Origin of the sequence: Bradyrhizobium sp. SZCCHNRI2009 (genome assembly GCF_032485115.1) — a bacterium.
Taxonomy (GTDB): domain Bacteria; phylum Pseudomonadota; class Alphaproteobacteria; order Rhizobiales; family Xanthobacteraceae; genus Bradyrhizobium.
Genome location: NZ_JAUEUH010000002.1, coordinates 104,484 through 129,160 on the forward strand (window position 1 = coordinate 104,484; position 24,677 = coordinate 129,160).

Sequence of the window (24,677 nt, forward strand, 5' to 3'; positions counted from 1 at the left end):
GGGCAACGTGATCCGCAAAAGGATCCGACGAGGGAGGACGAGCGATGGCCGGCAGACCCGGCGATCTTCGGCTGAATGCACCTTTCCGCTGTGACGACGGATCCGTCCCTCTTGTCGTGAGGGCGGGCTGATGAGCCGCTTCATCGAGCGTCACCCGATCTGGTCCCTCATTGTTCTTCTCGCCTTGGCGCTGCTGGCGTGGCTGATCTTCGCCGTCTGGCCGCCGGGGCTCGAGGAGGCGATCGGCCGCAAGAAGGTGTTCCTGAGTGCGGTGTTCAATGGCATCACGCTGGGCGGACTGTATTTCCTGGTCGCGAGCGGGTTCACGTTGATCTTCGGCTTGATGCGAAACGTCAACCTTGCGCACGGCTCGCTCTATCTGCTCGGCGGCTATGTGGGCTACGGCGTGTCCGCCGCGACCGGGTCATGGATCCTCGCCTTCGTCGCCGCCTTCATCCTCGTCGCGGCCATCGGCGTTCTCCTGCAGCTGCTCGTCTTTCGTCGCATGGAGGGCCAGGACCTGCGCCAGACCATGGTGACGATCGGCCTCTCGATCGTGTTCGCCGATCTGATGCTGTGGGCGTTCGGCGGCGACTTCTATCAGATCCAGACGCCAGCCTGGCTGATCGGGCCGGTACAGCTGCCGCTGATGACGGCGATGAAATCGTCGGGCGAGGCGGTGTTCCTGCAGTATCCGCTGGTGCGGCTGGTGATCTTCTGCGGCTCCGTCGTGATCGGCGTCGCGATGTGGCTCGCGCTCAACCGCACCCGCGTCGGCATGATCGTGCGCGCCGGCGTGGATGATCGCGAGATCCTGGCGGCGACCGGTGTGCAGATTCAGCTCGTCTTCGTGCTGGTGTTCGCACTGGGCGCGGGGCTGGCCGGCATTGCCGGCGTGGTCGGCGGAACCTTCCAGTCGATCTCACCCGGCGAGGACACGCGCTTTTTGCTGGCCTCGCTGGTCGTCGTCATCGTCGGCGGCATGGGATCGATCCCGGGAGCCGCGCTCGGCGCGCTGATCATTGGGCTCGCCGAGCAGCTCGGCTCGGTCTACATCCCGACCTATGCGATCGTCGTGACCTTCCTGATCATGGTGCTGGTGCTCGCGCTGCGGCCCCAGGGCCTCCTGGCGAGGCGATGAGATGTCGCTGATCCAGGAGGCACGTGCGCGGGAGAGCATGCTGGCAGGCGGCGCCGCACGGCAGCCGGCCGCATGGTCGGCCACCGAGCAGCCCTGGGCCTGGGCGGTCTCCGCGCTGCTGCTGATCATGCCGCTGATCGCCAACGGCTTCTTCCTGATCGAGATCTTCGGCACGACCCTGATCCTCGGAACCATCGCGTTGAGCCTGATGTTCCTCGCCGGCTATGGCGGCATGGTCAGCCTGATGCAGCTGACGATCGCGGGCTTTGCCGGCTACATGGTCGCCGTGTTCGGCGTCAGCGGCAACGCCAATATCAGCCTCGGATGGCCGTGGTGGTTGGCGATGCCGATGGCCCTGGTGCTCGCGGTGCTGTTCGGCACGCTGGGCGGCGCGCTGGCGGTACGCACCGAGGGCATCTACACCATCATGATCACGCTCGCGATCGGCGCGGCGTTCTATTATTTCACCAATCAGAACTGGGCGATATTCAACGGCCACACCGGCATCAACACGATCGCCACGCCACATTTTCTCGGCGTCGATTGGCGCATGGACGTCGCGTTCTATTACCTGACGCTGGCGGTGGCCGCACTGTGCTATTTCGCTGTGCTCTATCTGTCGCGCGCGCCGTTCGGCCTGGCGCTGCAGGGCGTGCGCGACAATCCCAGGCGCATGGCCGCGCTCGGCTTCAACGTCAATGCACATCGCATCGCCGCCTATGCGTTTGCGGCTCTGATCGCCGGCATGGGCGGTGTGCTGCAGGTCTGGAACTATCGGCAGATCTCGCCCGGATCTGTCGCGGTCGAGCGCTGCATCGACATTCTCATCGTCGCCGTCGTCGGCGGCATCACCCGGCCGGTTGGGCCCTATATCGGCGCCTTCATCTTCGTCATCCTGCGCACCTTCGCGCTCGACTTCCTGGTGAAGGTCGGGCTCGACGGCAACCGGTTCCGGCTGCTGATCGGGCTCGGCTTTCTCGCTATCGTGTTCTGGTCCTCCGACGGCGTCATCGGGCTCTATGAGCGGTGGCGCCGTCGCAGCGGGGCATCGGAGCCGAGGTCGCGCCCCGGAGGTCACGGCCATGGATAGGGTCGCTGACCGGCTCTCGGCGCTCGGCTCGACTGCAGCCCTCGAATTGCGCGGTGTCACGCGGATGTTCGGTGCGCTCGCCGCGCTGACCGACATCACGATCACGGTGCGGCCCGGCGAGCGGCGCGCGGTGCTCGGCTCGAACGGCGCCGGCAAGACCACCCTGTTCAACTGCGTGACCGGCGACTTCCTGCCGACCTCAGGCACGATCCGCTTCTTCGGCGAGGACATCACCGCCTTTCCGCCCTACGAGCGGATCCGCCGCGGGCTGCGCCGCACCTACCAGATCTCGGCGCTGTTCCTCGGCCTGTCGGTGCGCGACAATGTCTATCTGGCATGCCGTGGCGTCTCGCGCGCGCGCTTCTCGATGCTGCGTCCCAGCGCCAATGACGCCCTGATGCAGGCGGCCGAGCACCTGATCGAGGCCGTGCATCTGACGTCCGTGCGTGACCAACTGGTTTCGGAGCTCGCCCATGGCCAGCAGCGGCAGCTCGAGATCGCGCTGGCGCTGGCCGGCGCGCCCCGATTCATCCTGTTCGACGAGCCGGCGGCGGGTCTGTCGCCGACCGAGCGGCGCGAGCTGGTCGAGATCCTGACGTCACTGCCGCCGCACATCGGTTACATCATCATCGAGCACGACATGGACGTGGCGCTGCGCGTCGTCGAGAGCGTGACGATGATGCACAACGGCCGCATCTTCAAGGAAGGCGCACCGCAGGAGATCGAATCCGATCCGGAGGTGCAGGAGCTCTATCTCGGAGGCGGCCATGAATGACGTCCGCCGCTCCGCGCCTGCGCTCGAGGTCCGCGGCCTCGACGTGTACTACGGCCATTCGCATGCGCTGCAGGGCGTCGATCTCCGGCTCGACAGCGGCGTCTTCTCGCTGGTCGGCCGCAACGGCATGGGCAAGACGACGCTGTGCAAGGCCATCATGGGCCTGCTGCGGCCGTCCGCCGGCACGGTGCGTCTGCGCGGCAATGATATCACCGGGCTCAATCCGGCGCGCATCGCGCGGCTCGGCGTCGGCTATGTGCCGCAGGGGCGGCGTCTGTGGCGCTCGCTCAGCGTCGACGAGCATCTGCGACTCGCCGCCGGCCTGCGCCGCGGCGCCTGGACCGTCGAGCGCGTCTACGAAACATTTCCGCGGCTCGCCGAGCGCCGCAACAATGGCGGCGGCCAGTTGTCGGGCGGCGAGCAGCAGATGCTGGCGATCTCGCGCGCGCTGCTGACCAATCCGCAGCTCCTGATCATGGATGAGCCGACAGAGGGCTTGGCGCCGGTCATCGTCGCCCAGGTCGAGGAGATGCTGATCCGGCTCAGCCAGGACGGCGACATGGCGGTGCTCGTGATCGAGCAGAACATCGGCGTTGCGACCGCGATCTCGTCGCGCGTCGCGATCATGGTCAATGGCCGCATCAACCGCATCATCGACTCGGCCCGGCTCGCCGCCGACCGCGAACTGCAGCAGCGCCTGCTCGGTGTCGGCCAGCATGCCGGCGACGAGACCGATCTCGGGACCGGCGAAGTTCAGGAGATGCCCGCCGCACGTGCGGCGGTATCAACGACGCCGAAAGCTGCGCCCGTCAAGGTTTACGTCTCTAATCCCGTGCTGCCGACGCGCTGGTCGCAGCCGGTGCCGATCGCGCAGATCGAGGCCAAGGCGCGCACGCTCTCCACCAGCGTCAGCCGACTTGACGAGGCCGCGCGCCAGGGCCGCGAGCGCGCCGCGCCGTTCACGTCAGGTCCGCCCGCGGTGATCGTCGCCGGCACGCTCGACACCAAGGGTGACGAACTGCGCTTCATCCGCGATCTCGTCGCGAGCCACGGGCTGCGCACCCGGCTGGTCGACGTCTCCACCAGCGGACGCCATACGAGCTGCGACGTCTCGGCCCAGGAGATTGCGCTCAATCATCCGCGCGGCGGTCCCGCTGTGTTCGGTACCGATCGCGGCGCATCCGTCATCGCGATGGCGGATGCGTTCAGGCGCTGGCTGCGCCGGCAGGACAATGTCGCAGGTATCATCTCGGCGGGCGGCTCCGGCGGAACGTCGCTGGTCGCGCCGGGCATGCGCGAGCTCCCCGTCGGCGTGCCCAAGCTGATCATCTCCTCTGTCGCATCCGGTGACGTCGGCGCCTATGTCGGGCCGGCCGACATCGCGATGATGTACTCGGTCACCGACGTTCAGGGTCTCAATTCGATTTCGCGCGCGGTGCTGAGCAATGGCGCGCATGCGCTAGCCGGCATGGTGATGGCCCGCGAGCGGCAGTCCGCTGTCGCTGACAGCACCCGACCGCAACGTCCCGCGATCGGCATCACCATGTTCGGCGTGACCACGCCGGCGGTGCAGAAGCTCACGGCCGAGCTGCGCGATGACTACGAGTGCCTCGTCTTCCACGCCACCGGCGTCGGCGGCCGTTCGATGGAGAAGCTGGTCGATTCCGGCATGCTCGCCGGCGTGATCGATCTCACCACGACCGAGGTCTGCGACCTGCTGATGGGCGGTGTGTTTCCGGCAACCGAGGATCGCTTCGGCGCGATCATCCGCACCCGCGTGCCCTATGTCGGCTCGGTCGGCGCGCTCGACATGGTGAATTTCGGCGCGCCCGAGACCATTCCCGAGCGCTACCGCGGCCGCAAATTCCACGTGCACAATCCGCAGGTCACGCTGATGCGGACGACGGCCGCGGAGAACGCGCAGATGGGGCGCTGGATCGGCGAGCGGCTCAATCGCATGGATGGATCGGTCCGGTTTCTCCTGCCGGAAAAGGGCGTCTCCGCGCTCGATGCGCCGGGGCAGCCGTTCTTCGATCGCGAGGCGGATGAGGCGCTGTTCCGCAGTCTCGAGCAGACCGTGCGGCAGACCTCGAGCCGGCGCCTGATCCGCGTGCCGCATCACATCAACGACAATGAGTTCGCAGCAGTGGTCGTCGGCGCCATCCGGCCGATGCTCGGGCGGCTGCCGGCGCGGCGCAGACAGGCGAGGTGATGGTCATGCCGAGATATGAGCGCGCACCGCTGCTGAAGAAGTTTCGCGACATGGTGCGCCGTGGCGTGCCGATCATCGGCGGCGGCGCCGGCACCGGCCTGTCGGCCAAATGCGAGGAGGCCGGCGGCATCGACCTGATCGTGATCTACAATTCCGGCCGCTATCGCATGGCCGGCCGCGGCTCGCTCGCCGGACTGATGGCCTATGGCGACGCCAATGCCATCGTGGTCGAGATGGCCAGCGAGGTGCTGCCGGTGGTGAAGTCGACCCCGGTGCTCGCGGGCGTCAACGGCACCGACCCGTTCCGCGACATGGATGTGTTCCTCGATGAGCTGAAGGCGCTTGGCTTCTCCGGTGTGCAGAACTTCCCGACCGTCGGCCTGATCGACGGCACTTTCCGCGCCAATCTCGAGGAGACGGGCATTTCCTACGCGCTGGAGATCGACATGATCGGGCGGGCGCATGACAAGGACCTGCTGACGACGCCTTACGTCTTCAATGAAGCCCAGGCCGCGGGCATGGCGATCGCGGGCGCGGACATCATCGTCTGCCATCTCGGTCTGACAGCCGGCGGCTCGATCGGCGCGCAGACCGCGCCCAAGCTCGAAGACTGTCCCGGCCTGATCGACAGCTGGGCCTCGGCCGCGCTCAGTGTCAACCCCGAGATTCTGGTTCTGGCGCATGGCGGCCCGATCGCGGAGCCGTCCGACGCCGACTTCATCATGAAGCACACCAAGAACTGCCATGGCTTCTACGGCGCCTCCTCAATGGAGCGGCTGCCGGTGGAGCGCGCGTTGACGGAACAGGTGCGACATTTCAAGGCGATCAGCTCGCGGCCGCGCCGCGTCTGAGGCGACAACATGAGATCCGGCAGCAGCGGCGCTGAGGCGCCGCATTCGCCGGACGAGAGACTGAGGGAGGAATGAGATGTCCGGGGCTCTGATCGGTGAGCTGATTCTTTGGCTGATCATTGCGATCATCGTCATCGTGGTCGCGGTCTACATCGTCAACTGGCTGTATCACCGCTCGTCGAAGGAGGTGTCCTTCGTCCGCACCGGCTTCCTCGGGGAGCGCGTCGTGATCAATGGCGGCGCCTTCGTGCTGCCCTTCATTCACGACTATACGCCGGTGAACATGAACGTGCTGCCGATGGGTATCACGCGCGCGCGGCAGGACGCCGTCATTACGCGCGACCGCATGCGGGTCGACGTCGAGGCCGACTTCTACGTTCGTGTCCAGCCGACGCGCGAGGCGGTGTCGATCGCGGCGGCGACGCTCGGCCGTCGCACGCTCGAGCCGGAGCGGCTGCATGCGCTGCTGTCCGGCAAGTTCATCTCGGCCATGCGCTCGGTTGCCGCTGAAATGACCATGGAGCAGATGCACGAGCAGCGCGGCGACTACGTGTCCCGTCTCAAGGCGGCCGCGGCCGAGGCGCTGGCCCAGAACGGCCTGGAGCTGGAATCGGTGGCAATCACCGATTTGGACCAGACAGATCTCGAATTCTTCAACCCCTCGAACCGGTTCGATGCCGAGGGCCTGACGCGGCTGATGGAGGACATCGAGAGCAAGCGCAAGCTGCGCAACGACATCGAGCAGGACTCGATGATCAAGATTCGCACCCGCAACCTCGAAGCCGAGCGCGAGGCGCTCGATATCGAGCGCGAGAGCGAGACGGCGCGGCTGGAGCAGGAGCGCGACATCGAGATGCGCCGCGCCCTGCAGCGGACGGAGGTGGCGCGCGAGCGGGCGCTGCGCGAGACCGAGGCCGAGCAGGCACAGATCATGGCGCGCGAGGCGATCGAGAAGGCGCGGATCGCGAACGAACTGACGATTGCCGAGGCCCGAATCGCTGCCGAGCGCGACACGCGGCAGCGCGAGATCGAGCGGACGCGTGCCGTCGAAGAGAGGGAGCTGCTGGCGCGCGAGGACATCGAGAAGGCGCGGATCGCCAACCAGCGCGCGATCGACGCCGCGCGCATCGAATCTGAGCGCGAGGTGCGCCAACGCGATATCGAGCGGACCCGCACCATCGAGGAAGCCGAGATCGCCGCGCGCGAGGCGGTGGAGAAGGCCAGGATTCAGCAGGACCGCGTCGTCTCCGATGCGCGCATCGCCAATGACGAGGAGACACACCGCCGCGAGATCGAACGCACCCGCGCGATCGAGCAGGCGGAGATCGCCGCGCGCGAGGCGACAGAGAAGGCGCGCATCGCGCAGACCATGATCGTCAATCTGGAGCGCATCAGCTCCGACGAGCGCACCCGCGCCACCGAGATTGCCCAAGTGCGCAACATCCAGGAGGCTGAGATCGAGGCGCAGAAAGCGGTCGAGGCCGCCCGGATCGCGCGCGAGCAGGCATTGTCTGCGGAACGGATCGCCGCCGAGCACGCCACGCGCAGGCTGGAGATCGAGCGCAACCAGGGCATCGAGATCGCCGGCATCGCCGCGCGCGAGGCGACGGAGGCCAGCCGTATCGCGCAGGAGGAGCGGGTGCGTGCGCTGGAGATCGCGCGCGTCAGGACCATCGAGGAGGCCGACATCGCCTCGCGCGAGGCGATCGAAGCGGCCCGCATCGCCCAGGAGCTGGCTGTAACAGCCAAGCGGATCCAGTCGGAGAAGGAGACGCGCAGCCTGGAGATCGAGCGCACGGAGGCCGTCGAGGCCGCCGATCTCAAGCGTCGGGAGGCGGTCGAGCGGCGTCGCATCGAAGTCGAGCTGGCGCTGGAGGCCGAGCGCATTGCCTCGTCGCGGACGCGCGAGGTGCTCAACATCGACCAGAAGAAGGCGATCGAGCTCGCCGACGAAACCCGCGTCATCGAGCTCGCCGCCAAGCGAGCCGAGCGCATCGATGCGGATCGCCAGGTCAAGGAAGCCGAGATCGTCGCGCGCAGGCAGGTCGAGACCGCCGATGTCTCGCGCGAGCAGGCGCTGGAGGCCGTCCGGTTGGAGCGTCGCCGGGCGATCGAGCAGCTCGAGGTCGCGCGCGTCCAGTCGCTGCAGGAGGCCGAGATCGCGGCCCGTGAGGAGGTCGAACGCGCCCGCATCGCCTCGGATCGTGGTCTCGACGAGGCCCGCATCGGCCGCGAGCGCGAGCTGCGCAAGCTCGAAGTGAACCGCGAGAAGGACGTCGAGACGGCGCTGATGGAGAAGGCCATCGCGCTGTATCAAAAATCGCTGGAGGAATCCGCGGCCAAGGTCGCGGCCGAAGAGGCGCGCTCGCGTGCAACGGAAGCGGCGGAGAAAGTCGTCACGGCGCGCGAGAGCGAGATTGCCCGCCGCCGTAAGACGGTCGAGGTGCTGCTGGCCGAGAAGCAGGCCGAGGAGACGCGGATCGCCGCAGAGGCCGAGCGGGTTCGTGCCGCGGTCGAAGCGGAGGCGCAGAAGCTGCTCAACGAGGCCGAGAACGTCCTGACCGACCAGGCACGCTACTCGCTGTTCCGGCGCAAGCTGCTCGACCGCATCGAGGGCATCGTGCGCGAGAGCGTCAAGCCGATGGAGAAGATCGAGGGCATCCGCATCCTGCAGGTCGACGGCTTGAACGGAAATGGCGGCAACGGCAATGGCGGCCGCAGCGCGACCGACGAGGTGATCGATTCCGCGCTGCGCTACCGCGTCCAGGCGCCGCTGATCGACTCGATCCTCTCCGATATCGGCGTCGAGGGCGGCAGCCTTGCCAAGATGCCGGGCCTGATCCGCGAGGCCCGGGACATGCAGGGCATCCGGAAAGAAACCTCGGCGCGCAAGGAGACAGGCGGCGGCGCCGGATCGGGCGAGGGCAGCCCGTCCGAGCCGCCGACCGATCGCGGTCCGCGGAAGAAGGGTTGAGGCGTCATGGCGAGGGTCTACGTCTCCACAGTGGTCAATGCCCGCAACGATCGGGTGTGGGCGCGGGTCCGCGACTTCAACGGCCTGCCGAACTGGCATCCGGCGATCGCCGAAAGCCGGATCGAGGGCGGCGAGCCCGCCGACAAGATCGGCTGCGTCAGGGATTTCCGGCTTCGCAACGGCGACCGCATTCGCGAGAAGCTGCTCGGCCTGTCGGACTACGACATGTTCTGCACCTACTCGATCCTGGAATCGCCGATGGGCGTATCGAACTACGTCGCGACCCTCAGGCTGACACCGGTCACGGACGGCGACAAGACGTTTCTGGAGTGGACCGCCGAGTTCGACTGCGCGCCGGAGCGCGAGGCTGATCTGGTGGCTTCGATCGGCGGCGGCGTGTTCCAGGGCGGCTTCGATGCGCTCAAGCGCGCGTTCGGGGGCTGACGCCGTGCCGCACGTGGTCAAGAGCACCATCATCGATGCGCCGACCGAGGCCGTGTGGGAGGTGCTGCGCGACTTCAACGGTCATGATCGCTGGCACCCGGCGGTGGCGACCTCTGCGATCGAGCGTTCGCAGACGTCCGACAAGATCGGTTGTGTCAGGCGCTTTCGTCTGAAGGACGGCTCCGAGCTGCGTGAGCAACTGCTGGCGCTGTCCGACCTCGAACAGGCCTTCAGCTACTGCCTGCTCGATACGCCGGTCCAGCTGTTCAACTACGTCGCCCATGTCCGGCTGCTGCCGGTCACCGACGGCGACCGCACCTTCTGGCACTGGGAGAGCCGCTTCACGACGCGGCCCGAGCAGGCCGAGGCGCTGACGCGCATGGTGGCGGAAGACATCTACCAGGCCGGCTTCGAGGCGATCCGATCGCATTTGAAGCAGGCGGCATGAGGACGAGGTGAATCGATGCCGGTCACGGTGAAGACGTTTCAGGCCGCGAGCGAAGCAGCGTCTGCGCTGTCGTCGGACCGCGCGGCGCGCTACCTGGGCGGCGGCACGCTGGTCATGCGCGATCTCAATGAGGGCGACGTCTCGATTGCGACGGTCATCCGCGCCACCGACCGGACCTTGCAGGGCATCGATGCGGCAGGCGCACGCATCAGGATCGGCGCCGGCGTCACCTTCGCCCGCGTGCTGGCCGAGCGCGATCTCGCCTTCCTGCATCCGGCGGCGCGCTCGATCGGCGGCCCGGCGGTGCGCAACATGGGGACCGTCGGCGGCAATCTGTTCGCGCCGTCGCCGTTCGGCGACTTCACGGTGGCGCTGCTGGCGCTCGACGGCATGGTCTCGCTGCAGGGCGGCTTCGGCGTCAGGGACATGGCGATCGAGGAGTTCCTGCAATCGCGCGACCGCCAGGCCGGTGCGCTGGTGGTCGCCGTGTCGTGCATCCGGCCTGCGTCGGCGGATGCGTTCCGCTATCGCAAGATCGCCCGCATCAAGCCGAAGGGCGGATCGGTGATCACGCTTGCGGCGCATCTTCCACAGAGTGGCGGCCGCGTGACCGGCGCGCGGATCGCGCTGGGATCGATGGCCCCGACCGCCATCCGCGCCAAGGCGGCCGAGCGCGCGCTCGAAGGGCGGCCGTTCGACGCCGGCGCGATCAGTGCCGCCGCTGCTGCGGCGGCCGAGGGAACGGCACCCACCGACAATTCGCTGGCCAGCGCGTGGTATCGCCGCGAAGTGGTCGGCGTGCATCTGCGGCGGCTGTTGTCGGGACAGGAGAGCTAGAGCATGGCCAAGACCCCACTTCAGTTCCGGCACAATGGTCGCGATGTCGCGCTGTTCGTCGACGGCGGCACCAATCTGCTGGTCGTGCTGCGCGAGATGATCGGCGACCTCACGCCGAAATTCGGTTGCGGCCAGGGCGGCTGCGGCGCCTGCACGGTCCTCATCGATGGCGACGCGCACCTGTCTTGTCTGACGCTCGCCGAAGCCGTCGAGGGCCGCGCGGTCGAGACCCTCGACGGCATCAAGAGCGGTCCGAATTTACATCCGCTGCAGCGCGCCTTCGCCGAGGGTTTTGCCGCGCAATGCGGCTACTGCACGCCGGGCATGCTGATGGCGGCGAAGGCGCTGCTCGACAAGATCCCGCAGCCAAGCCGCGAGCAGGTGGTGGAGGCGATTTCGGGCAACATCTGCCGGTGTACCGGCTACGAGCCGATCATCAATGCGGTGCTGGCGGCGGCCGCGTCGCTGCGCGCGAGTGCGTGAGGAGAGATCGCCATGCTGGAACTGCGCAAGGACATCTTCGCCGACGAGCGCGACGACAATCTCAACGAGGTCGGCAAGGGCACCCAACGCCAGGACATGCTCGGCCATGTCACGGGGACCTCGACCTATTTCAACGATCACAAGCTGCAGGGCATGCTGCATCTGAAGGTCGTCAGATCCACGCAGCCGCATGCGCGGCTGCGCCGCATCGAGACCAGCGAGGCCGAACGGAGCGAGGGCGTGCGGCGGATCATCCGCGGCAGCGACGTGCCGCGCAATCTCAACACGCTGCTCAGCCTGATCAATTTTGGCAAGGACGATGAGCCGACGCTTGCCGTCGACAAGGTACGCTACCGCGGCGAGCCGATCGTCGCCGTCGTCGCCGAGACGCCGCGCGCGGCGGCCGAGGCGGCGGCCAGGGTACGCGTCGACTATGAGATCTTGCCGGCGGTGTTCGACGTCGAGGAGGCGCTGAAGCCGGGCGCGCCCACCGTCAACGAGACCTATCCAAAGAACACATTCACCTATCACGACCGTTACGATCATCAGAAGCTGCGTTTCGGCGACGTCGAGCGCGGCTTTGCCGGCGCCGATCACGTGCTGGAGCAGCGCTACCAGATGTCGCCGATCGAGCACGCGCCGGTCGAGACCAACGGCTCGATCGCCGCGCCCGACACCAACGGCCGCTACGTGGTCTATACCTCGACCCAGGCGCTGTTCTTCTCGCTCGACACCTGCGCCAAGATCCTCGATCTGCCGTCGAACACATTCCACTTCATCGGCGGCACGGTCGGTGGCGGCTTCGGCGGCAAGGTCGACACGCTGACCGAGCCGCTCGCCATTCTCGCTGCGATGTTGACGGGGCGCCCGGTGCGCTATGTGCTCGGGCGAGAGGAGGAGATGCAGTTCGGGCCGCCCCGCGGCGCCGAGCGCATCTACATCAAGGACGGGGTCATGCGCGACGGCCGCATCGTGGCGCGCCAGATCCGCGGCTATTTCGACTCTGGTGCTTATACGCGGCTGTCGAGCTACGCGGTGGTCAAATGTGCCGCGCACCTGCCGGGGCCCTACACGATCCCGAACGTCCATGGCGACATCTACTGCATCTTCACCAACCGCACGCCGGCCACCGCAATGCGCGGCTTCGGCATCACCGGCATGGACTTCGCGCTCGAATGCCAGATGGACAAGCTCGCGCATCTGATCGGCATGGACCCGATGGAGTTTCGTATCCTCAATGCCTATCGCGACGGCGACATGAAGGCGCATCGCCGCGAGGCCAAGAACACCGCGCTGATCGAATGCGTCCAGGTCGCGGCGGAGAAAGCGAAATGGCCGATCCGCGAGGAGTTCCGCCGGATGTCGTCGCGCAGGGATGGCGGTGGCGCGCGGGCCGCGGTGCCGTCGACGCCGCGCGAGCCCTCACAGCCGCGCTCGGCGCCGGCGCAGCAACGCACCAGCTACGATCGTGGTCTCTCGGCGCCGCCACAGCCCGAGCCGCCACCACCTCCGCCAACGAGCCCGGCGCCTTCGCCGGGGCACGGCGCGACGCGGTTCTCGTCGGTGTTCGGCACGAGGAGGCGCTGAGATGACGAGGCACCGCGGCCGCGGCATGGCGGCGATCAACTATCCCATCGGCATGAATCTCGGCGGCGATCCGAGCCAGGCGCTGGTGCATTCCAATCCCAGCGGCAAGTTCACGGTGGCGCTGTCGTCGATCGATCTCGGCCAGGGCATGAAGTCGGTGACGCGGCAGATCTGCGCCGAGACGCTCGGCGTGCCGGTCGAGGACGTCTATGTCGACACCGCCGATTCCGACACCGGCCCGCATTGCATGGGCTCGTTCGCTTCGCGCGGCACGCATCGCGTCGGCAATGCCGTGATGGCGGCGGCCAAGGAGGCGCGTGGCGTCATGATGGAGGCCGCGGCCGAGGAGCTCGAGGTCAACGCCAGCGATCTCGAGACCGATGGTCGCGGCAACATTCACGTCAAGGGCGCGCCGCAGCGCTCGATCTCGGTGAAGGACGTCGCCATCGCCGCGCAGTTCCGCCAGGGCAAGACCATCTCCGGCCGTGGCATCTTCCTGGTGCCGCTGTCGGAGGTGGATCCCGAGACTGGCGAAATGTCCCCGGCGACCTGCTACGCGCATGCCTGTCTCGTCGCCGAGGTCGAGGTCGATGACGAGACCGGTGAGGTCGGCGTGGTCAGGATGGACAGCGCCTATGAGCTGGGACGCGCGCTCAATCCCCGCCTCGTCGAGCAGCAGCTGGTCGGCGGCGCCTGGATGGGCATGAGCCACGCGCTCTACGAGACGACGGAGCCGTACTACCCGGACCCGAAGCAAGGACCGCGCGACTTCGTGGAATACCTGATGCCGGGACCTGGCGACATCTGTCCGCACGACATCGCCGTGCTGGAGCGGCCGGCGCCCGACGGACCGTTCGGCGGTAAGGGCCCTGGCGAGATGTGCGCCAATCCGGTGCTTCCTGCCATCGCGAATGCGATCTTCAAGGCCGTCGGCGTGCGCCTCGACGAACTGCCGATCACGCCAGAGAAAGTGCTGCGCGCGATCAAGGCCCAGGGCGGCGCCCGGCCGCAGACGCGGCGGTGACGCAGCATGGTGGTCCGCAGCAACATCGTCGGCATCGACTCGCCGCAGGCGCTGGAAAAGGCACTGCGCGCGGCGTACTACCTCGCCGATGACGGGCTCTCCACCGCGGCCTATCTCGCGCTCGCGCTGGGCAAGCCATTGCTCTTGGAAGGCGCGCCCGGCGTCGGAAAAACCGAGGCGGCAAAGGCAATCGCCGCGGTGCTCGGCCGCAAGCTGATCCGCCTGCAATGCTACGAAGGTATCGACGCTGCTGCGGCGCTCTACGAGTGGAACTATCCGCGCCAGATGCTCGCGATCCGCCAAGCCGGCGAGGAGAGCATCGACATCTATGGCGAGAGCTTTCTGATCGAGCGGCCGATGCTGGCATGCCTGCGCGCGCCCGATGCGACCGTGCTGCTGATCGACGAGATCGATCGGGCCGACCAGGAGTTCGAGGCGTTCCTGCTCGAATTTCTCTCCGATTTCCAGATATCGATCCCCGAGCGCGGCACGGTGCGCGCCGCGGAGCGGCCGATCGTGGTGCTGACCTCGAATCGGACCCGTGACCTGCACGAAGCGCTGCGCCGACGCTGTGTCTATCATTGGATCGACTATCCCGATGCGGAGCGCGAGGCGCGCATCGTGATGATGCGGGCCTCCAGTGTTGCCGAAGCGACCGCGCGGGCCGTGGTGGCTGCAGTGGCGAAGCTGCGGCGCGAGCCGCTGAGCAAGGCGCCCGGGATTGCCGAGGCGGTCGATTGGGCGGAGGCGGCGACGCTGCTCAACCAGACCGGCGCGCGCTGGCCCGATGCGTTCAAGCGCGCGATTGGCGTCGCGCTGAAGGATGAGGAGGATCTGTCCTTCATCGCGCCGCGGCTCGACGCGCTGCTCGCGGAGGCGATGACATGAGCGAGCCCCGCCTGCCGCAGGCGACCGAGATCTTCGTGACATTCGCTGCGCTGTTGCGGCGAAACGGCTTCGCAATTGCGCCGGAGCAGACCACCGCCTTCCTCGCTGCGATCGAACTGCTGGGGCCTGTCAGCATCGAGGATATCCGTCGTGCCGGGACGGCGACCCTCGCGCCGCCTCCGGAGCGGCTCGCGACCTACAATCTGCTGTTCGACGTCCATTTTGGTGTCGCCGAGGCAACGGCCTTCAGCGAGAGCGACAGGCAGGACGATGTCGTGCGTCTCCAGGAGGAAGGGGACGGCGCTGTCGATCCCGATCTCGCCGAGGAGCAGAACGAGTCAGGTCTGGCTGCGACGCGCGTTGAAGCGCTGGTCGCCCGCCGCTTGGCTGCGACGACGGGCGGCCATGCTCTGCAGCGCCTCGCGCGTCAGGCGCGTGCAAAACTGCCGAAACGGCGTGGCCACCGGCGCATGCGCGCGCGGCGCGGCAGCTTCGTGGACCTGCGCCGGACCCTGCGCGAGAGCATAAGGCGCGACGGTGAGGTGCTGTCGCTGCGGCGGTTGAAGCGGCGACCTCGATTGCGACGATTGCTGCTGCTGATCGATGTCTCCGGCTCGATGAAGGCGCGGACCGAGGACAACATGCGGCTCGCCCACGTGCTGGTGCAGGCCGTACCCCAGGCCGAGGTGTTCACCCTTGGCACACGGCTGACACGCGTGACGCGGCCCTTGCGGCTGAAGCGGCGCGAACAGGCGCTGCTCGCTGCCTCCCATCTCGTCAGCGACTGGGACGGTGGCACGCGTATCGGCGAGGCGCTGCAGGCCTTCCTCGCGGTGCCGCGGTTCTCGACCTACGCGCGGGGCGCCGTCGTGCTGGTCATCTCGGACGGGCTCGAGCGTGGTGACCATCACGTGCTCCGTGACGCCGTGTGGAGGCTGTCGCTGCGCGCCTGGCGCCTGAGCTGGCTGACGCCGCTGGCGACGGGGCCCGGCTTCAAGCCGCAGACCGAGGCGTTGCAGGCGATCGCGCCATTCGTCGACGACATCGCAGCCGGCGGGTCGGACGAGACCATCGTCGCGCATGTTCTGTCGCTGGCACAGAGGAGGGCGGCATGACCGGTTATGTCGATGCGCATCACCACATCTGGCGTCAGGCCGATCTGCCCTGGCTGGTCGGGCCGATGCAGCCGCGGATTTTCGGCCCCTATGAGCCGATCAGGCGCGACTACACGATCGAGGAGTATCTCGACGACATCGCCGGCAGCGGCGTCACGCAATCGGTCTACGTCCAGACCAACTGGGCCAAGGACGGCTTCGAGGACGAAGCCGCCTGGGTGCAGCGAACTTCTGAGCAGCACGGCTTTCCGCACGCGATCGTCGCCTATGCCGATCTGAGCGTCGAAGATGCGCGGCCGCAGTTCAGCCGGCTGGCGCGCTATCCCCTGCTGCGCGGGGTCCGGATGCAGCTGCACTGGCATGAGAACCCGCTCTATCGTTTCGCTTCGTCCCCAGACCTTTGCAGAGATACCCATATCCGCGCCAACATCGCGCGGCTCGCCGACTACGGCTGGTCCTTCGACCTGCAGGTCTTCGGGCCGCAGATGGCGGGCGCCGCAGCGCTCGCCGAGAGCTGTCCGTCCGTGACCTTCATCCTCCAGCATGCCGGCATGCTGGAGGATCTGTCCACGCGCGGTCGCGATCGATGGCGAGCCGGCATGCAGCGGCTGGCGAGCTGCAGCAATGTCGTCAGCAAGCTCTCGGGCCTCGGCACCTTCATTCGCCGCAACGATCCGGCGCATGTCGCCGACGTGGTGCGGGAGACGGTCGGAATGTTCGGCCCCGAGCGCTGCCTGTTCGGCTCGAACTTTCCGATCGAGAAGCTCTGGACCGACTACCGCGTACTGGTGGGGGCCTATGAGGCTGCCATCCGGGACCTCGACGAGCATGCGCGCGCGCAGGTCATGGGAGGGACGGCGCAGCGCGTCTATCGGCTGGGATGATACCGCCTGCAACGACAACAAAAGCAACAGGGAACGCTCATGGCGCTGGAAATCAAGGTTCTCGACTATGGTGATATCGAATTGGAATCGAGCTTCCTTGTGCTCGGCCGTGATTGCGGCCGCACCCGCCGGGTGCTGACGCTCGGCTTCCTGATCCTGGGCGGGCCGTATCCGGTCGTGGTCGATACCGGCTACCGCTCCAACCAGATCATGGAGACGCTGGGCATGCGCGGGCTGCAGTACCATGAGAACATGATCGAGAACCAATTGGCGCGGCACGGCGTGCGCATGGGCGATGTCCGCTACGTCTGCCACACCCATCTGCACATCGATCACGCCGGGAAGGACGATCTGTTCCCGATGAACACGACGGTCGTGCTCAACCGCCGCGAGCTCGAATACTCGGTTTCCGGGCTGATGCATCCGCAATATCCGGCGCCCGACATCAAGCATCTGATCGACCGGCTGCACACCAAGAGTGCGCTGCGTTTCCTCGACCTCGAGCTCACCGGCCCGGTCGAGCTGATGCCGGGCGTCTATTGCGACGCTGCGAATGCCCATACCGAAGGCTCGATGAACATCCACGTCCACACTGCCGATGGCATCGCTACCATCTGCGGCGACGTCATCTACGACTTCAACGACCAGATCGTGACGCCGTTCAACGAGATCCAGGATGGCGAGCCGCGCACCACCGGCAATCACGGCACGACAAAACGCGCCGAGAAGGCAGCGATCAAGAAGCTGCTGTCAAGTTCGCGCTATCTGCTGCCGGTGCACGATCGTCCCGCCAAGATCGAAGGCGGTGTGGTGGTGGGACGGCTGCACGACCAGGTGCCGGGGCCGCTGGTGCAGTCGCTGCCGCAGCGGCACTGGTTTCCGGCGTGAGCAGCACAAGGTGCCCCCATGACCCACGTGACGTTGCGCAGTGAGTTCGAAACTCTGATCGATCCGTATGCGCCGGTGGCGCAGGTCGCGACCGGCTTCGAGTTCACCGAGGGGCCGATCTGGCATCCCGTCGAGCAGTTCCTGCTGTTCTCCGACATGCCGGCTGATGTCCGCCGCCGCTGGGACGCCAAGCGTGGCGTGGTGGAGATGCGGCGGCCGTCGAACAAGTGCAACGGCATGACCTATGATGCCGAGCTCAATCTGATCGTCTGCGAACACGCGACGTCGTCGCTGGTGCGCGAGCGTCCCGACGGCCGCCGCGAGATCCTGGCATCGCATTTCGAGAACCAGGAGCTGAACAGCCCCAACGACGTGTGCGTCCACTCCAGCGGGGCGATCTACTTCTCCGACCCGTGGTATGGCCGCATGCCGGTCTATGGCGTGGAGCGGCCGCGCCAGCTCGGCTTCCAGGGCGTGTACCGGGTGCCGCCGGGCGGCGGTCCGCCGCGGCTGCTGGTTGACCGCCATCTGTTCGACCAGCCCAACGGGCTGTGCTTTTCCCCGGACGAGAAGCTGCTTTACGTCAACGATACGGTGCAGGCGGTGATCCGCGTGTTCGACGTCGGCGGCGATGGTGCGCTGGCGAACGGGCGCGTCTTTGCCAGCGGCATCCGCTCCGAGCTCGAGCCGGGCGTGCCCGACGGCATGAAATGCGACCAGCGCGGCAATGTCTGGGTCACCGCACCCGGCGGCGTCTGGGTCTATGCGCCTACGGGCGAACTGCTCGGCAAGGTGCGCGCGCCGGAGCTCGTCGCCAATCTCGCCTGGGGCGGTCCCGAGTTTCGCACGCTCTATCTCACCGCGACCCATTCGGTCTATGCGATCGCGACCAAGGTCGGTCCGCGCCACGAGCCGTATATGAGCGCGCGAAGTCGAGGGGCGTCAACGGCAGGTCTGGCGATGTCCAGCGCGACGTCCGCGCCATCGGCGCCGCAGCTGGCATCTGGCGACATGCAGCTCGATCCGCGCCGCTGCGCGATGATCATCCAGGATCTGCAGAACGACGTCATCATGGACGGTGGCGCCTTCGCGGATTCCGGCGCGCCCGGTCATGCCAAGCAGCAGCGCGTGGTCGACAATGTCCGGCGGCTCGCCGAGGTCGCGCGTGCGCGCGGCGTCGTCATCATTCATGTCTGGTTCGTGGTCGAGCCGGGCGCGCCCGGCGTGACCTTGAACGCACCGCTGTTCGAGGGGCTGGTCGACAGCAAGGCGATGGTGCGCGGCAGCTGGGGCGCGGCGCCTGTCGCCGGCCTGGAGCCGCGCAGCGGCGACTTCGTGGTCGAGAAGATGCGCATGAGCGCGTGGGAAGGCACGCGGCTCGAGACGATTCTCAAGGCCACCGGGCGCGACGTCCTCATCAATACCGGCGCCTGGACGAACATGTCGGTGGAGCACACCGCGCGCACCGGGGCCGACAAGGGCTACTTCATCGTGGTGCCGGAGGATTGCTGCTCGACCATGAACGCGGACTGGCACAATGCGTCGATCAACTTCGCCATGCAGAATGTTGCTGTCGTGACCACGGCCGACGCGGTGATCAGGGCGCTGGGGTGAGGCATGCCAAAGCTGCTGCATCTCGTCGCCTCGCCGCGGGCAGATTCGGAATCCAGCGCCGGCGCGCGCGCCTTCCTGGACCGCTTCAGGCAGGCGCGGCCGGGTTGGGACGTCGACGAGATGAATCTGTGGCGCGAGAGTCTGCCCGAGTTCGACGGCGAGATCCTGCAGGCGAAATATGCCCGCATGGGCGGCCGCGCCTTCACCGACGGCCAGCGCCGGGCGTTCGCTGTGGCCGAGCGCATGGCGGTGCGGCTCGATCTGGCCGAGCGCGTCGTGATCTCGACGCCGATGTGGAATTTCGGCATTCCCTACAAACTCAAGCACTGGCTCGACATCATCAATCAGCCGGGCCTCACCTTTCGCTTCGATCCGTCGCGTGGCTACCTGCCGCTTCTGAAGGATCGTCCGACGCTGGTGATCCTCGCCAGCGGCGGCGACTTCACCACCGGCATCAGCCGGGGGCGTACCGACCTCGCGACGCCCTATTTGCGCGAGGCGCTGCGCTTCATGGGCCTTCGCGACCTGCACTTCGTGGCGATCGGGCCGACCAGCGGGCCGGCGGCGCACACCGGCGTGGCGCGTGAGCGGGCGCACAGGCGGCTCGTCGAGATGGCCGCGCGATTTTGACGAGGCAGCCGCGCGGCGCGCATCAGGTCCTAGCAGCAAGCGGTGCGGCCTTCGACCGGCGACCGTCGTCCTCTAGCCGCGCTCTCGACTGATTCGGCCGCGAATTCAAGCGACAAGCTCGACTGTCGCTCCGGTCGCGTCGATCAGGTGAACACGTTCGACCTCGGTGCGGGGCAGCAGGGCACGAATCTCAGGCTCCGACATCAGGCTGAAGGCGGTCGAGAGCGCGTCTGCCGCCGTTGCATTGCCGGCGACCGTGGTCACGCTGCGATAGCGCTGCGCACAGCCGCCGTCGTGCGGATCGAACAGATGATTGAAGCGGCCTCGCGGATCGAAGCGGAAGCCATAGGCGCCCGATGTCGATACGGCGCGATCGATGATCGGAAGCAGTGCAGCGGTCCGGTCGGGAATGTCCGGATCGGCGATTGCGATCTCCCAGGGCCGTGCATCCGGCCGTGCGCCGATGGCGCGGGCTTCGCCCATGTCGACCAGGCTGTGCTGCACGCCCTCGCTGCGCAGGAGCTCGACGATCCGGTCCGTGACATAGCCCTGCGCGATGCCATTGAGGGTGAGCGCCATGCCGCGCGGCATGACGATGCGATCGCGGCTGACGCTGAGCCGCTGATGGCCGACCCGCGCCAGCGCCTCTTGCACGGCCGCTTGCGGCGGCCCGTCGGGATTGGCATGCGGGCGCGAAAAATGATCGGCATAGAGCGTCCACAGCGGTTGCACCGTCGGGTCGAAGCGGCCGTCGGTCATCGCGGCGTAGCGCTGCGAGCGTGTGAGGATGTCGACCAGCTCGGGCGCGGGGTCCACCAGCACACCGGTGCGGTTCAGCGTCACCAGCGCCGATTGCTCCAGATACAGGCTGAACAGGCGCTCGAGCCGCCGGGCTTCGCCGATCGACACCGTGATCAGCCGTTCGGCTTCCTGCCGGTCGCGGTGATGAAGCTTGATCGTGGCGACGGCGCCGAGCAGCGTGCCGCGCCATTCGACCGATCCGCTTGTGCTGTCGGCCGCCTGCGCCCAGGAAGGAGCAACCGCGAGACCCGCCAATGCGGCGCTGATGCGGATGAAGCGCCGGCGCGAGAGGTAAAGTGTCATCGCTGGACTCCCGTGGTTTGCTTCGAACCCGGCTCGGCCAGACCGGCGTTGTCGTCGGCGGAGCTCAGCACGTAGTCGCGGGGCACCTCGGTGAAGCCGACGATGCGGCCGCCGTGCTCGGCAGCGAACCGCTCGGCCGCGGTCCGATCCGAGAACGGCACCGCCTCGTCGCTGCCCATGCCGCTCCTGACCCGGCTGCCGATCACGAACACCGCCTTGCGCGCCTCGACCCAATTGTCGGCGCCCGGATTGTCCCAGCTCGCGGCTTTGCCCATGTCGGAGACGTAGATCGCCTGGATGTCCTTGGGCTCGTCGGGCAGCATCGTGAAGGCGATGGCGTCACGCGCGGAGGAGAACCAGACCGGTTCGATCAGGCTGGCGGCGAAGATCTGTCCCTTGGGGCCAGAATGCTCGAGCAGATTCATGCCGCAATAATGCCCGATCGCCTCCGCCGTCAGCTTGATCGGCGGCGGCGGCGCGGCCGCCTGCCTGTCGTTGCAGGCGGCAAGCGCAAAGGCGGCGATGAGCAAGCCGGCGAAAGCGAGGCGTTTCATAGCTCCCTCCGGGAGAAGGCCAGCGCGGCGCCGGCGAGCGGCACCAACGTCCAAAGCACCAGCGCTGTGAGCAACACCTGCACCGACAGCGTGCTGCTGCCGGCGAGCCCGGCCATGCCGGAGAACAGGCTGACATTGGCGAAGCCGGTCAGGTTGAACAGCCGGTAGGCGTCGGTCGGGTTGAGCAGCAGCAGCGCGCTGAGCACGCCGCCGGAAACGTTGCGGCCCTGATCGATCACGAGAAGGCCGAGCAGCGCCATGTCGTAGATCAGGACGAGCACGAGCCACAGGCCGATGCTGACCCCCGCTGCGGTGCCGCGGTCGCGCACCACTGCACTGACGAGATAGCCGATCGCGACGAACACCGCGCCAAGCAGAACGGAGGAGCCGATCATCGCGGCGAAGGCCGCGAGCCCGTCACTGTCGAAGTGACTGCCGGCGATCAGCAGCGCTACGGCAGCGGCGCCATAGCCGAGGCAGGTCGCGAAGGCGAGCACCGCGAGATGACCGAGGAACTTGCCGAGCAGCACCTGCCAGCGCGCCACGGGATAGCTGAGCAGCAGCAGCATGGTGCCGCGCTCCATGTCTCCGACGATGGCGTCGTGCGAGATCAGAAGCGCGATCAGCGGGATCAGGAAGATGGTCAGGCTCGACAGGCTGACGATGACGACGTCGAGCGCGCGCGCGCCCACGGTGCCGGTCGGTGCGCTGCCGAGAAAGGTCAGCGACAGCGCGAGCCCTGCCAGCAGCAGGGTCGACGCCAGCACCCAGCGGTTGCGGATCGCCTGCTGGATTTCCTTCGCGGCGATGGTGATCACGGCATTCATTGCGAACGCTCCGCGTGGCGCAGGAAATGCGCGTAGAGCTCGTCGAGACTGGGTGGAATGAGCTCGAGATCCTGCACGGCGGTGCCGTCGGCCGTCGCACGGCGCAGCAGAGCGATCTTCTCGTCCGGCGCTGCGTCGATCTCGACGATGTGGCCATTGACCCGACGATAGGAGGTCGCCTCCGGCAGCCAGGAGGGCCGGCCGGATGGCGGCAGCTCAGCGACCTTGACCCGGATCCGGGTCGGCAGTCGCGCGAGGCGGCGCAACTCGTCGAGCGTGCCGTCGGCGACCTTGAGTCCCTTGTTCATGATGATGACACGGCCGGCCCGCTCCTCCAGCTCGGTCAGCGCATGCGATGACAGCAGCACCGTCGTGCCCTCGGCGGCGAGCTTCTGGATCACCTCGTAGAACGTCTGGCGCAGCTCGGGATCGAGACCGGTGGTCGGCTCGTCCAGCAGCAGCACGCGTGGCCGGCCGATCAGCGCCTGTGCCAAGCCGAGGCGCTGGCGCATGCCCTTCGAGTAGGTATTGACGCGGCGTCCGGCAGCGTCGCCCAGCCCGACGACATCGAGCAGCGCCAGCGCGCCCTTCACAGGCTCGCGCTTGAGGCGGGCGTAGAAGCTCTGCGTCTCGCGGCCGGTGAGCGCGGCATCGAAGGCGACGTTCTCCGGCAGATAGCCGAGCCGACGCCGCGAGGAGAACTCGCCCGCGGCCGGGTTTTCGCCGAGCAGCGCGATCGCGCCCTTGGTCGGTTGGATCAGGCCGAGCATCATCTTCATCAGCGTGGTCTTGCCGGCGCCGTTGTGGCCGATCAGGGCCACCATCTCCCCGGCCGCGAGATCGAACGACACGCCCTTGACGGCTTCGACCTTGCCGTAGTGCTTGATCACGTCGGCGATATGGACGGTCGCGCTCATCGGGCGCTGCTCCTAGCGGCAGTGCGGCGCGCCGGCGGTGGCGACATCAGCGGATGGCTGTCGACCACGCCGCCGGGCAGGATCGCCGGGAACTGCGCCTGTGCCCAGCGGATCACCTGCACGGCCGGACTGTTGATCAGGACCTTGGCGGCCGGCGCGGTCCACAGCACGCGGTCGATCAGATCATTCGGCCGGTAGGCGGTGTCGGCAACGCCGTCGCCGTTGAGGTCGAAGCCCGGGTTGTCGCTCCAATAATTGCCGCGGCCGTCTTTCGACCAGTCGAGATGGCGGGTGCCGACATACTTGATCTGGCTGGCATTGTTGACGAAGGCATTGCCCCTGATGTCGTTGCCCTCGGAGCCGGCGGTAAAGTGAACGCCGATCTCGCACCCTTCGAACCAGTTGTCAGTGATATGGTTGTTGTTGGTGTTGTAGATGAACACGCATTTCTCGGGACCGGGACGGGCGCCGGCGGTCGGCGTGGCCGTGCTCGCATCGGCCTGCGGCACGCCTTCGTCGGTGCCGCGGTTCTCCGCGGTGGCCCAGCGCTCTGCCGGCTGCAGCCCACCGATCACGCTGTTGCCGGCGATCTGCGAGCCGTTGGCCGCGTTGAACAGCAAGCCGCGGTCGCGGTCGTGATCCGAGACGTTATCCCTCACGACGAGCGCCTTGGAGAACATCATCGCATAGCCGATGATGTTGCGGGTCGAGACGTTGCCGGAGATTTCGCTGTCGTTGGTGTACATGAAGTGGACCGCGAAGCGCAGGTCGCTGAAGCGATTGCCGCTGAAGACGTTGTTGCGGCTGGTGATGGCGAACACGCCATCGCGGCCGTACCGGAATTGGTTGTCGATCACCTTGGCGCCCGGCGCGTTCCAGACGGAGACGCCGTTGCCGGTGACGCCGCCGCGCGTCGCGCGCAGGCCGATGATGCTGTTGTGACGGACCATGGCGTTGGCTGATCCGTGCAGATAGATGCCGAACAGATTGCCCTCGATCCGGTTGTTCTCGATCACTGCGTCGTGCGCGGCCTGGTCGACGAAGATGCCGGAATCCATCTGCTCCAGCGCGCGGCCGGATCCGTTGATAGCGAGGCCGCGAATGACGGTGCCCGGCGCCGCCACGGTGATGACGCTCCCACGGCCGTCGCCGGTGATCACGGCGCCATGCGCGCCGGTCAGTGTCAGGCGACGGGTGATCCGCAGCGGCCCGTGATAGGTGCCTGCGGCCAGCGCGATCTCGTCGCCGTCGGCGGCGCGGTCGAGCAGGGCCTGCAGGTCGGTGGTTTCAGCTCCGACCTGCAGAGTCGCCGCCTGGGCGCGGAAGGGCAGGCCGGCGACGACAAGCGCCGCCAGCCCCAGAGTCTTGATATGGCGCATGCGCCGCATCG

At 67.2% G+C, this 24,677-nt stretch carries 23 protein-coding genes; 18 read left to right on the top strand and 5 right to left on the bottom strand.

What is annotated here, in order from left to right:
- Nucleotides 1-130 precede the first annotated feature (130 nt).
- From QX041_RS08020 to QX041_RS08105, 18 genes are all read left to right on the top strand, one after another.
- Nucleotides 131-1,141, top strand: a complete 1,011-nt coding sequence (locus tag QX041_RS08020; protein WP_315752526.1) for a branched-chain amino acid ABC transporter permease — start codon at nucleotides 131-133, stop codon at nucleotides 1,139-1,141.
- Between the two features lies 1 nt (nucleotide 1,142).
- Complete coding sequence (locus tag QX041_RS08025) at nucleotides 1,143-2,231, top strand: branched-chain amino acid ABC transporter permease (RefSeq protein WP_316164884.1); 1,089 nt, start codon at nucleotides 1,143-1,145, stop codon at nucleotides 2,229-2,231.
- Entirely contained in the window at nucleotides 2,224-3,006 is a 783-nt protein-coding gene (locus QX041_RS08030; RefSeq protein WP_316164885.1) for an ABC transporter ATP-binding protein, read from the top strand. Before QX041_RS08025 ends, QX041_RS08030 begins: the two co-directional genes overlap by 8 nt.
- Nucleotides 2,999-5,218 carry an ABC transporter permease gene (locus QX041_RS08035; RefSeq protein WP_316164886.1) on the top strand — a complete coding sequence of 740 codons (2,220 nt, stop codon included), beginning with the start codon at nucleotides 2,999-3,001 and terminating at the stop codon, nucleotides 5,216-5,218. Before QX041_RS08030 ends, QX041_RS08035 begins: the two co-directional genes overlap by 8 nt.
- Before the next feature lie 5 nt (nucleotides 5,219-5,223).
- Entirely contained in the window at nucleotides 5,224-6,069 is an 846-nt protein-coding gene (locus QX041_RS08040; protein WP_316164887.1) for a phosphoenolpyruvate hydrolase family protein, read from the top strand.
- A 76-nt stretch (nucleotides 6,070-6,145) separates the two neighbouring features.
- Complete coding sequence (locus QX041_RS08045; protein ID WP_316164888.1) at nucleotides 6,146-9,043, top strand: flotillin family protein; 2,898 nt, start codon at nucleotides 6,146-6,148, stop codon at nucleotides 9,041-9,043.
- Nucleotides 9,044-9,049: 6 nt separating this feature from the next.
- Entirely contained in the window at nucleotides 9,050-9,487 is a 438-nt protein-coding gene (locus QX041_RS08050) for an SRPBCC family protein (protein ID WP_316164889.1), read from the top strand.
- A 4-nt stretch (nucleotides 9,488-9,491) separates the two neighbouring features.
- Nucleotides 9,492-9,935 (top strand): SRPBCC family protein, encoded by a 444-nt coding sequence (locus tag QX041_RS08055; RefSeq protein WP_316164890.1) that lies wholly within the window; start codon nucleotides 9,492-9,494, stop codon nucleotides 9,933-9,935.
- Nucleotides 9,936-9,950: 15 nt separating this feature from the next.
- Nucleotides 9,951-10,772: an FAD binding domain-containing protein gene (locus QX041_RS08060; RefSeq protein ID WP_316164891.1), complete on the top strand. Its 822-nt coding sequence runs from the start codon at nucleotides 9,951-9,953 to the stop codon at nucleotides 10,770-10,772.
- Nucleotides 10,773-10,775: 3 nt separating this feature from the next.
- Complete coding sequence (locus tag QX041_RS08065) at nucleotides 10,776-11,255, top strand: (2Fe-2S)-binding protein (RefSeq protein WP_315717444.1); 480 nt, start codon at nucleotides 10,776-10,778, stop codon at nucleotides 11,253-11,255.
- A gap of 12 nt (nucleotides 11,256-11,267) precedes the next feature.
- Entirely contained in the window at nucleotides 11,268-12,842 is a 1,575-nt protein-coding gene (locus QX041_RS08070; RefSeq protein ID WP_316164892.1) for a xanthine dehydrogenase family protein molybdopterin-binding subunit, read from the top strand.
- A gap of 1 nt (nucleotide 12,843) precedes the next feature.
- On the top strand, nucleotides 12,844-13,866 hold the full coding sequence (locus tag QX041_RS08075; protein WP_316164893.1) for a xanthine dehydrogenase family protein molybdopterin-binding subunit: 1,023 nt from the start codon (nucleotides 12,844-12,846) through the stop codon (nucleotides 13,864-13,866).
- A 6-nt stretch (nucleotides 13,867-13,872) separates the two neighbouring features.
- Complete coding sequence (locus QX041_RS08080) at nucleotides 13,873-14,754, top strand: MoxR family ATPase (protein ID WP_315717447.1); 882 nt, start codon at nucleotides 13,873-13,875, stop codon at nucleotides 14,752-14,754.
- Nucleotides 14,751-15,869, top strand: coding sequence for a VWA domain-containing protein (locus tag QX041_RS08085; protein WP_316164894.1), 1,119 nt, complete (start codon nucleotides 14,751-14,753; stop codon nucleotides 15,867-15,869). The genes QX041_RS08080 and QX041_RS08085 overlap by 4 nt, the downstream gene beginning before the upstream one ends.
- On the top strand, nucleotides 15,866-16,753 hold the full coding sequence (locus QX041_RS08090; protein WP_316164895.1) for an amidohydrolase family protein: 888 nt from the start codon (nucleotides 15,866-15,868) through the stop codon (nucleotides 16,751-16,753). Before QX041_RS08085 ends, QX041_RS08090 begins: the two co-directional genes overlap by 4 nt.
- Nucleotides 16,754-16,792: 39 nt before the next feature.
- On the top strand, nucleotides 16,793-17,641 hold the full coding sequence (locus tag QX041_RS08095) for an MBL fold metallo-hydrolase (RefSeq protein WP_315717450.1): 849 nt from the start codon (nucleotides 16,793-16,795) through the stop codon (nucleotides 17,639-17,641).
- An 18-nt stretch (nucleotides 17,642-17,659) separates the two neighbouring features.
- Nucleotides 17,660-19,255, top strand: coding sequence for an isochorismatase family protein (locus QX041_RS08100; RefSeq protein WP_316164896.1), 1,596 nt, complete (start codon nucleotides 17,660-17,662; stop codon nucleotides 19,253-19,255).
- Nucleotides 19,256-19,258: 3 nt separating this feature from the next.
- Nucleotides 19,259-19,885: an NAD(P)H-dependent oxidoreductase gene (locus tag QX041_RS08105; protein ID WP_315752539.1), complete on the top strand. Its 627-nt coding sequence runs from the start codon at nucleotides 19,259-19,261 to the stop codon at nucleotides 19,883-19,885.
- A gap of 105 nt (nucleotides 19,886-19,990) precedes the next feature.
- Here the strand turns inward: QX041_RS08105 and QX041_RS08110 are convergent, their stop codons facing one another.
- The 5 genes from QX041_RS08110 to QX041_RS08130 are packed head-to-tail and all read right to left on the bottom strand — an operon-like array spanning nucleotide 19,991 to nucleotide 24,675.
- Nucleotides 19,991-20,989, bottom strand: a complete 999-nt coding sequence (locus QX041_RS08110) for an FAD:protein FMN transferase (protein ID WP_315717453.1) — start codon at nucleotides 20,987-20,989, stop codon at nucleotides 19,991-19,993.
- Complete coding sequence (locus QX041_RS08115) at nucleotides 20,986-21,543, bottom strand: nitrous oxide reductase accessory protein NosL (RefSeq protein ID WP_315717454.1); 558 nt, start codon at nucleotides 21,541-21,543, stop codon at nucleotides 20,986-20,988. The genes QX041_RS08110 and QX041_RS08115 overlap by 4 nt, the downstream gene beginning before the upstream one ends.
- Nucleotides 21,540-22,370, bottom strand: a complete 831-nt coding sequence (locus QX041_RS08120; protein WP_315717455.1) for an ABC transporter permease — start codon at nucleotides 22,368-22,370, stop codon at nucleotides 21,540-21,542. The genes QX041_RS08115 and QX041_RS08120 overlap by 4 nt, the downstream gene beginning before the upstream one ends.
- The gene (locus QX041_RS08125; protein ID WP_316164897.1) at nucleotides 22,367-23,287 is read right to left on the bottom strand and encodes an ABC transporter ATP-binding protein; all 921 of its coding nucleotides are present in this window, start codon (nucleotides 23,285-23,287) and stop codon (nucleotides 22,367-22,369) included. Before QX041_RS08125 ends, QX041_RS08120 begins: the two co-directional genes overlap by 4 nt.
- Nucleotides 23,284-24,675 carry a nitrous oxide reductase family maturation protein NosD gene (locus QX041_RS08130; protein WP_315827797.1) on the bottom strand — a complete coding sequence of 464 codons (1,392 nt, stop codon included), beginning with the start codon at nucleotides 24,673-24,675 and terminating at the stop codon, nucleotides 23,284-23,286. Before QX041_RS08130 ends, QX041_RS08125 begins: the two co-directional genes overlap by 4 nt.
- Between the last annotated feature and the right edge of the window lie 2 nt (nucleotides 24,676-24,677).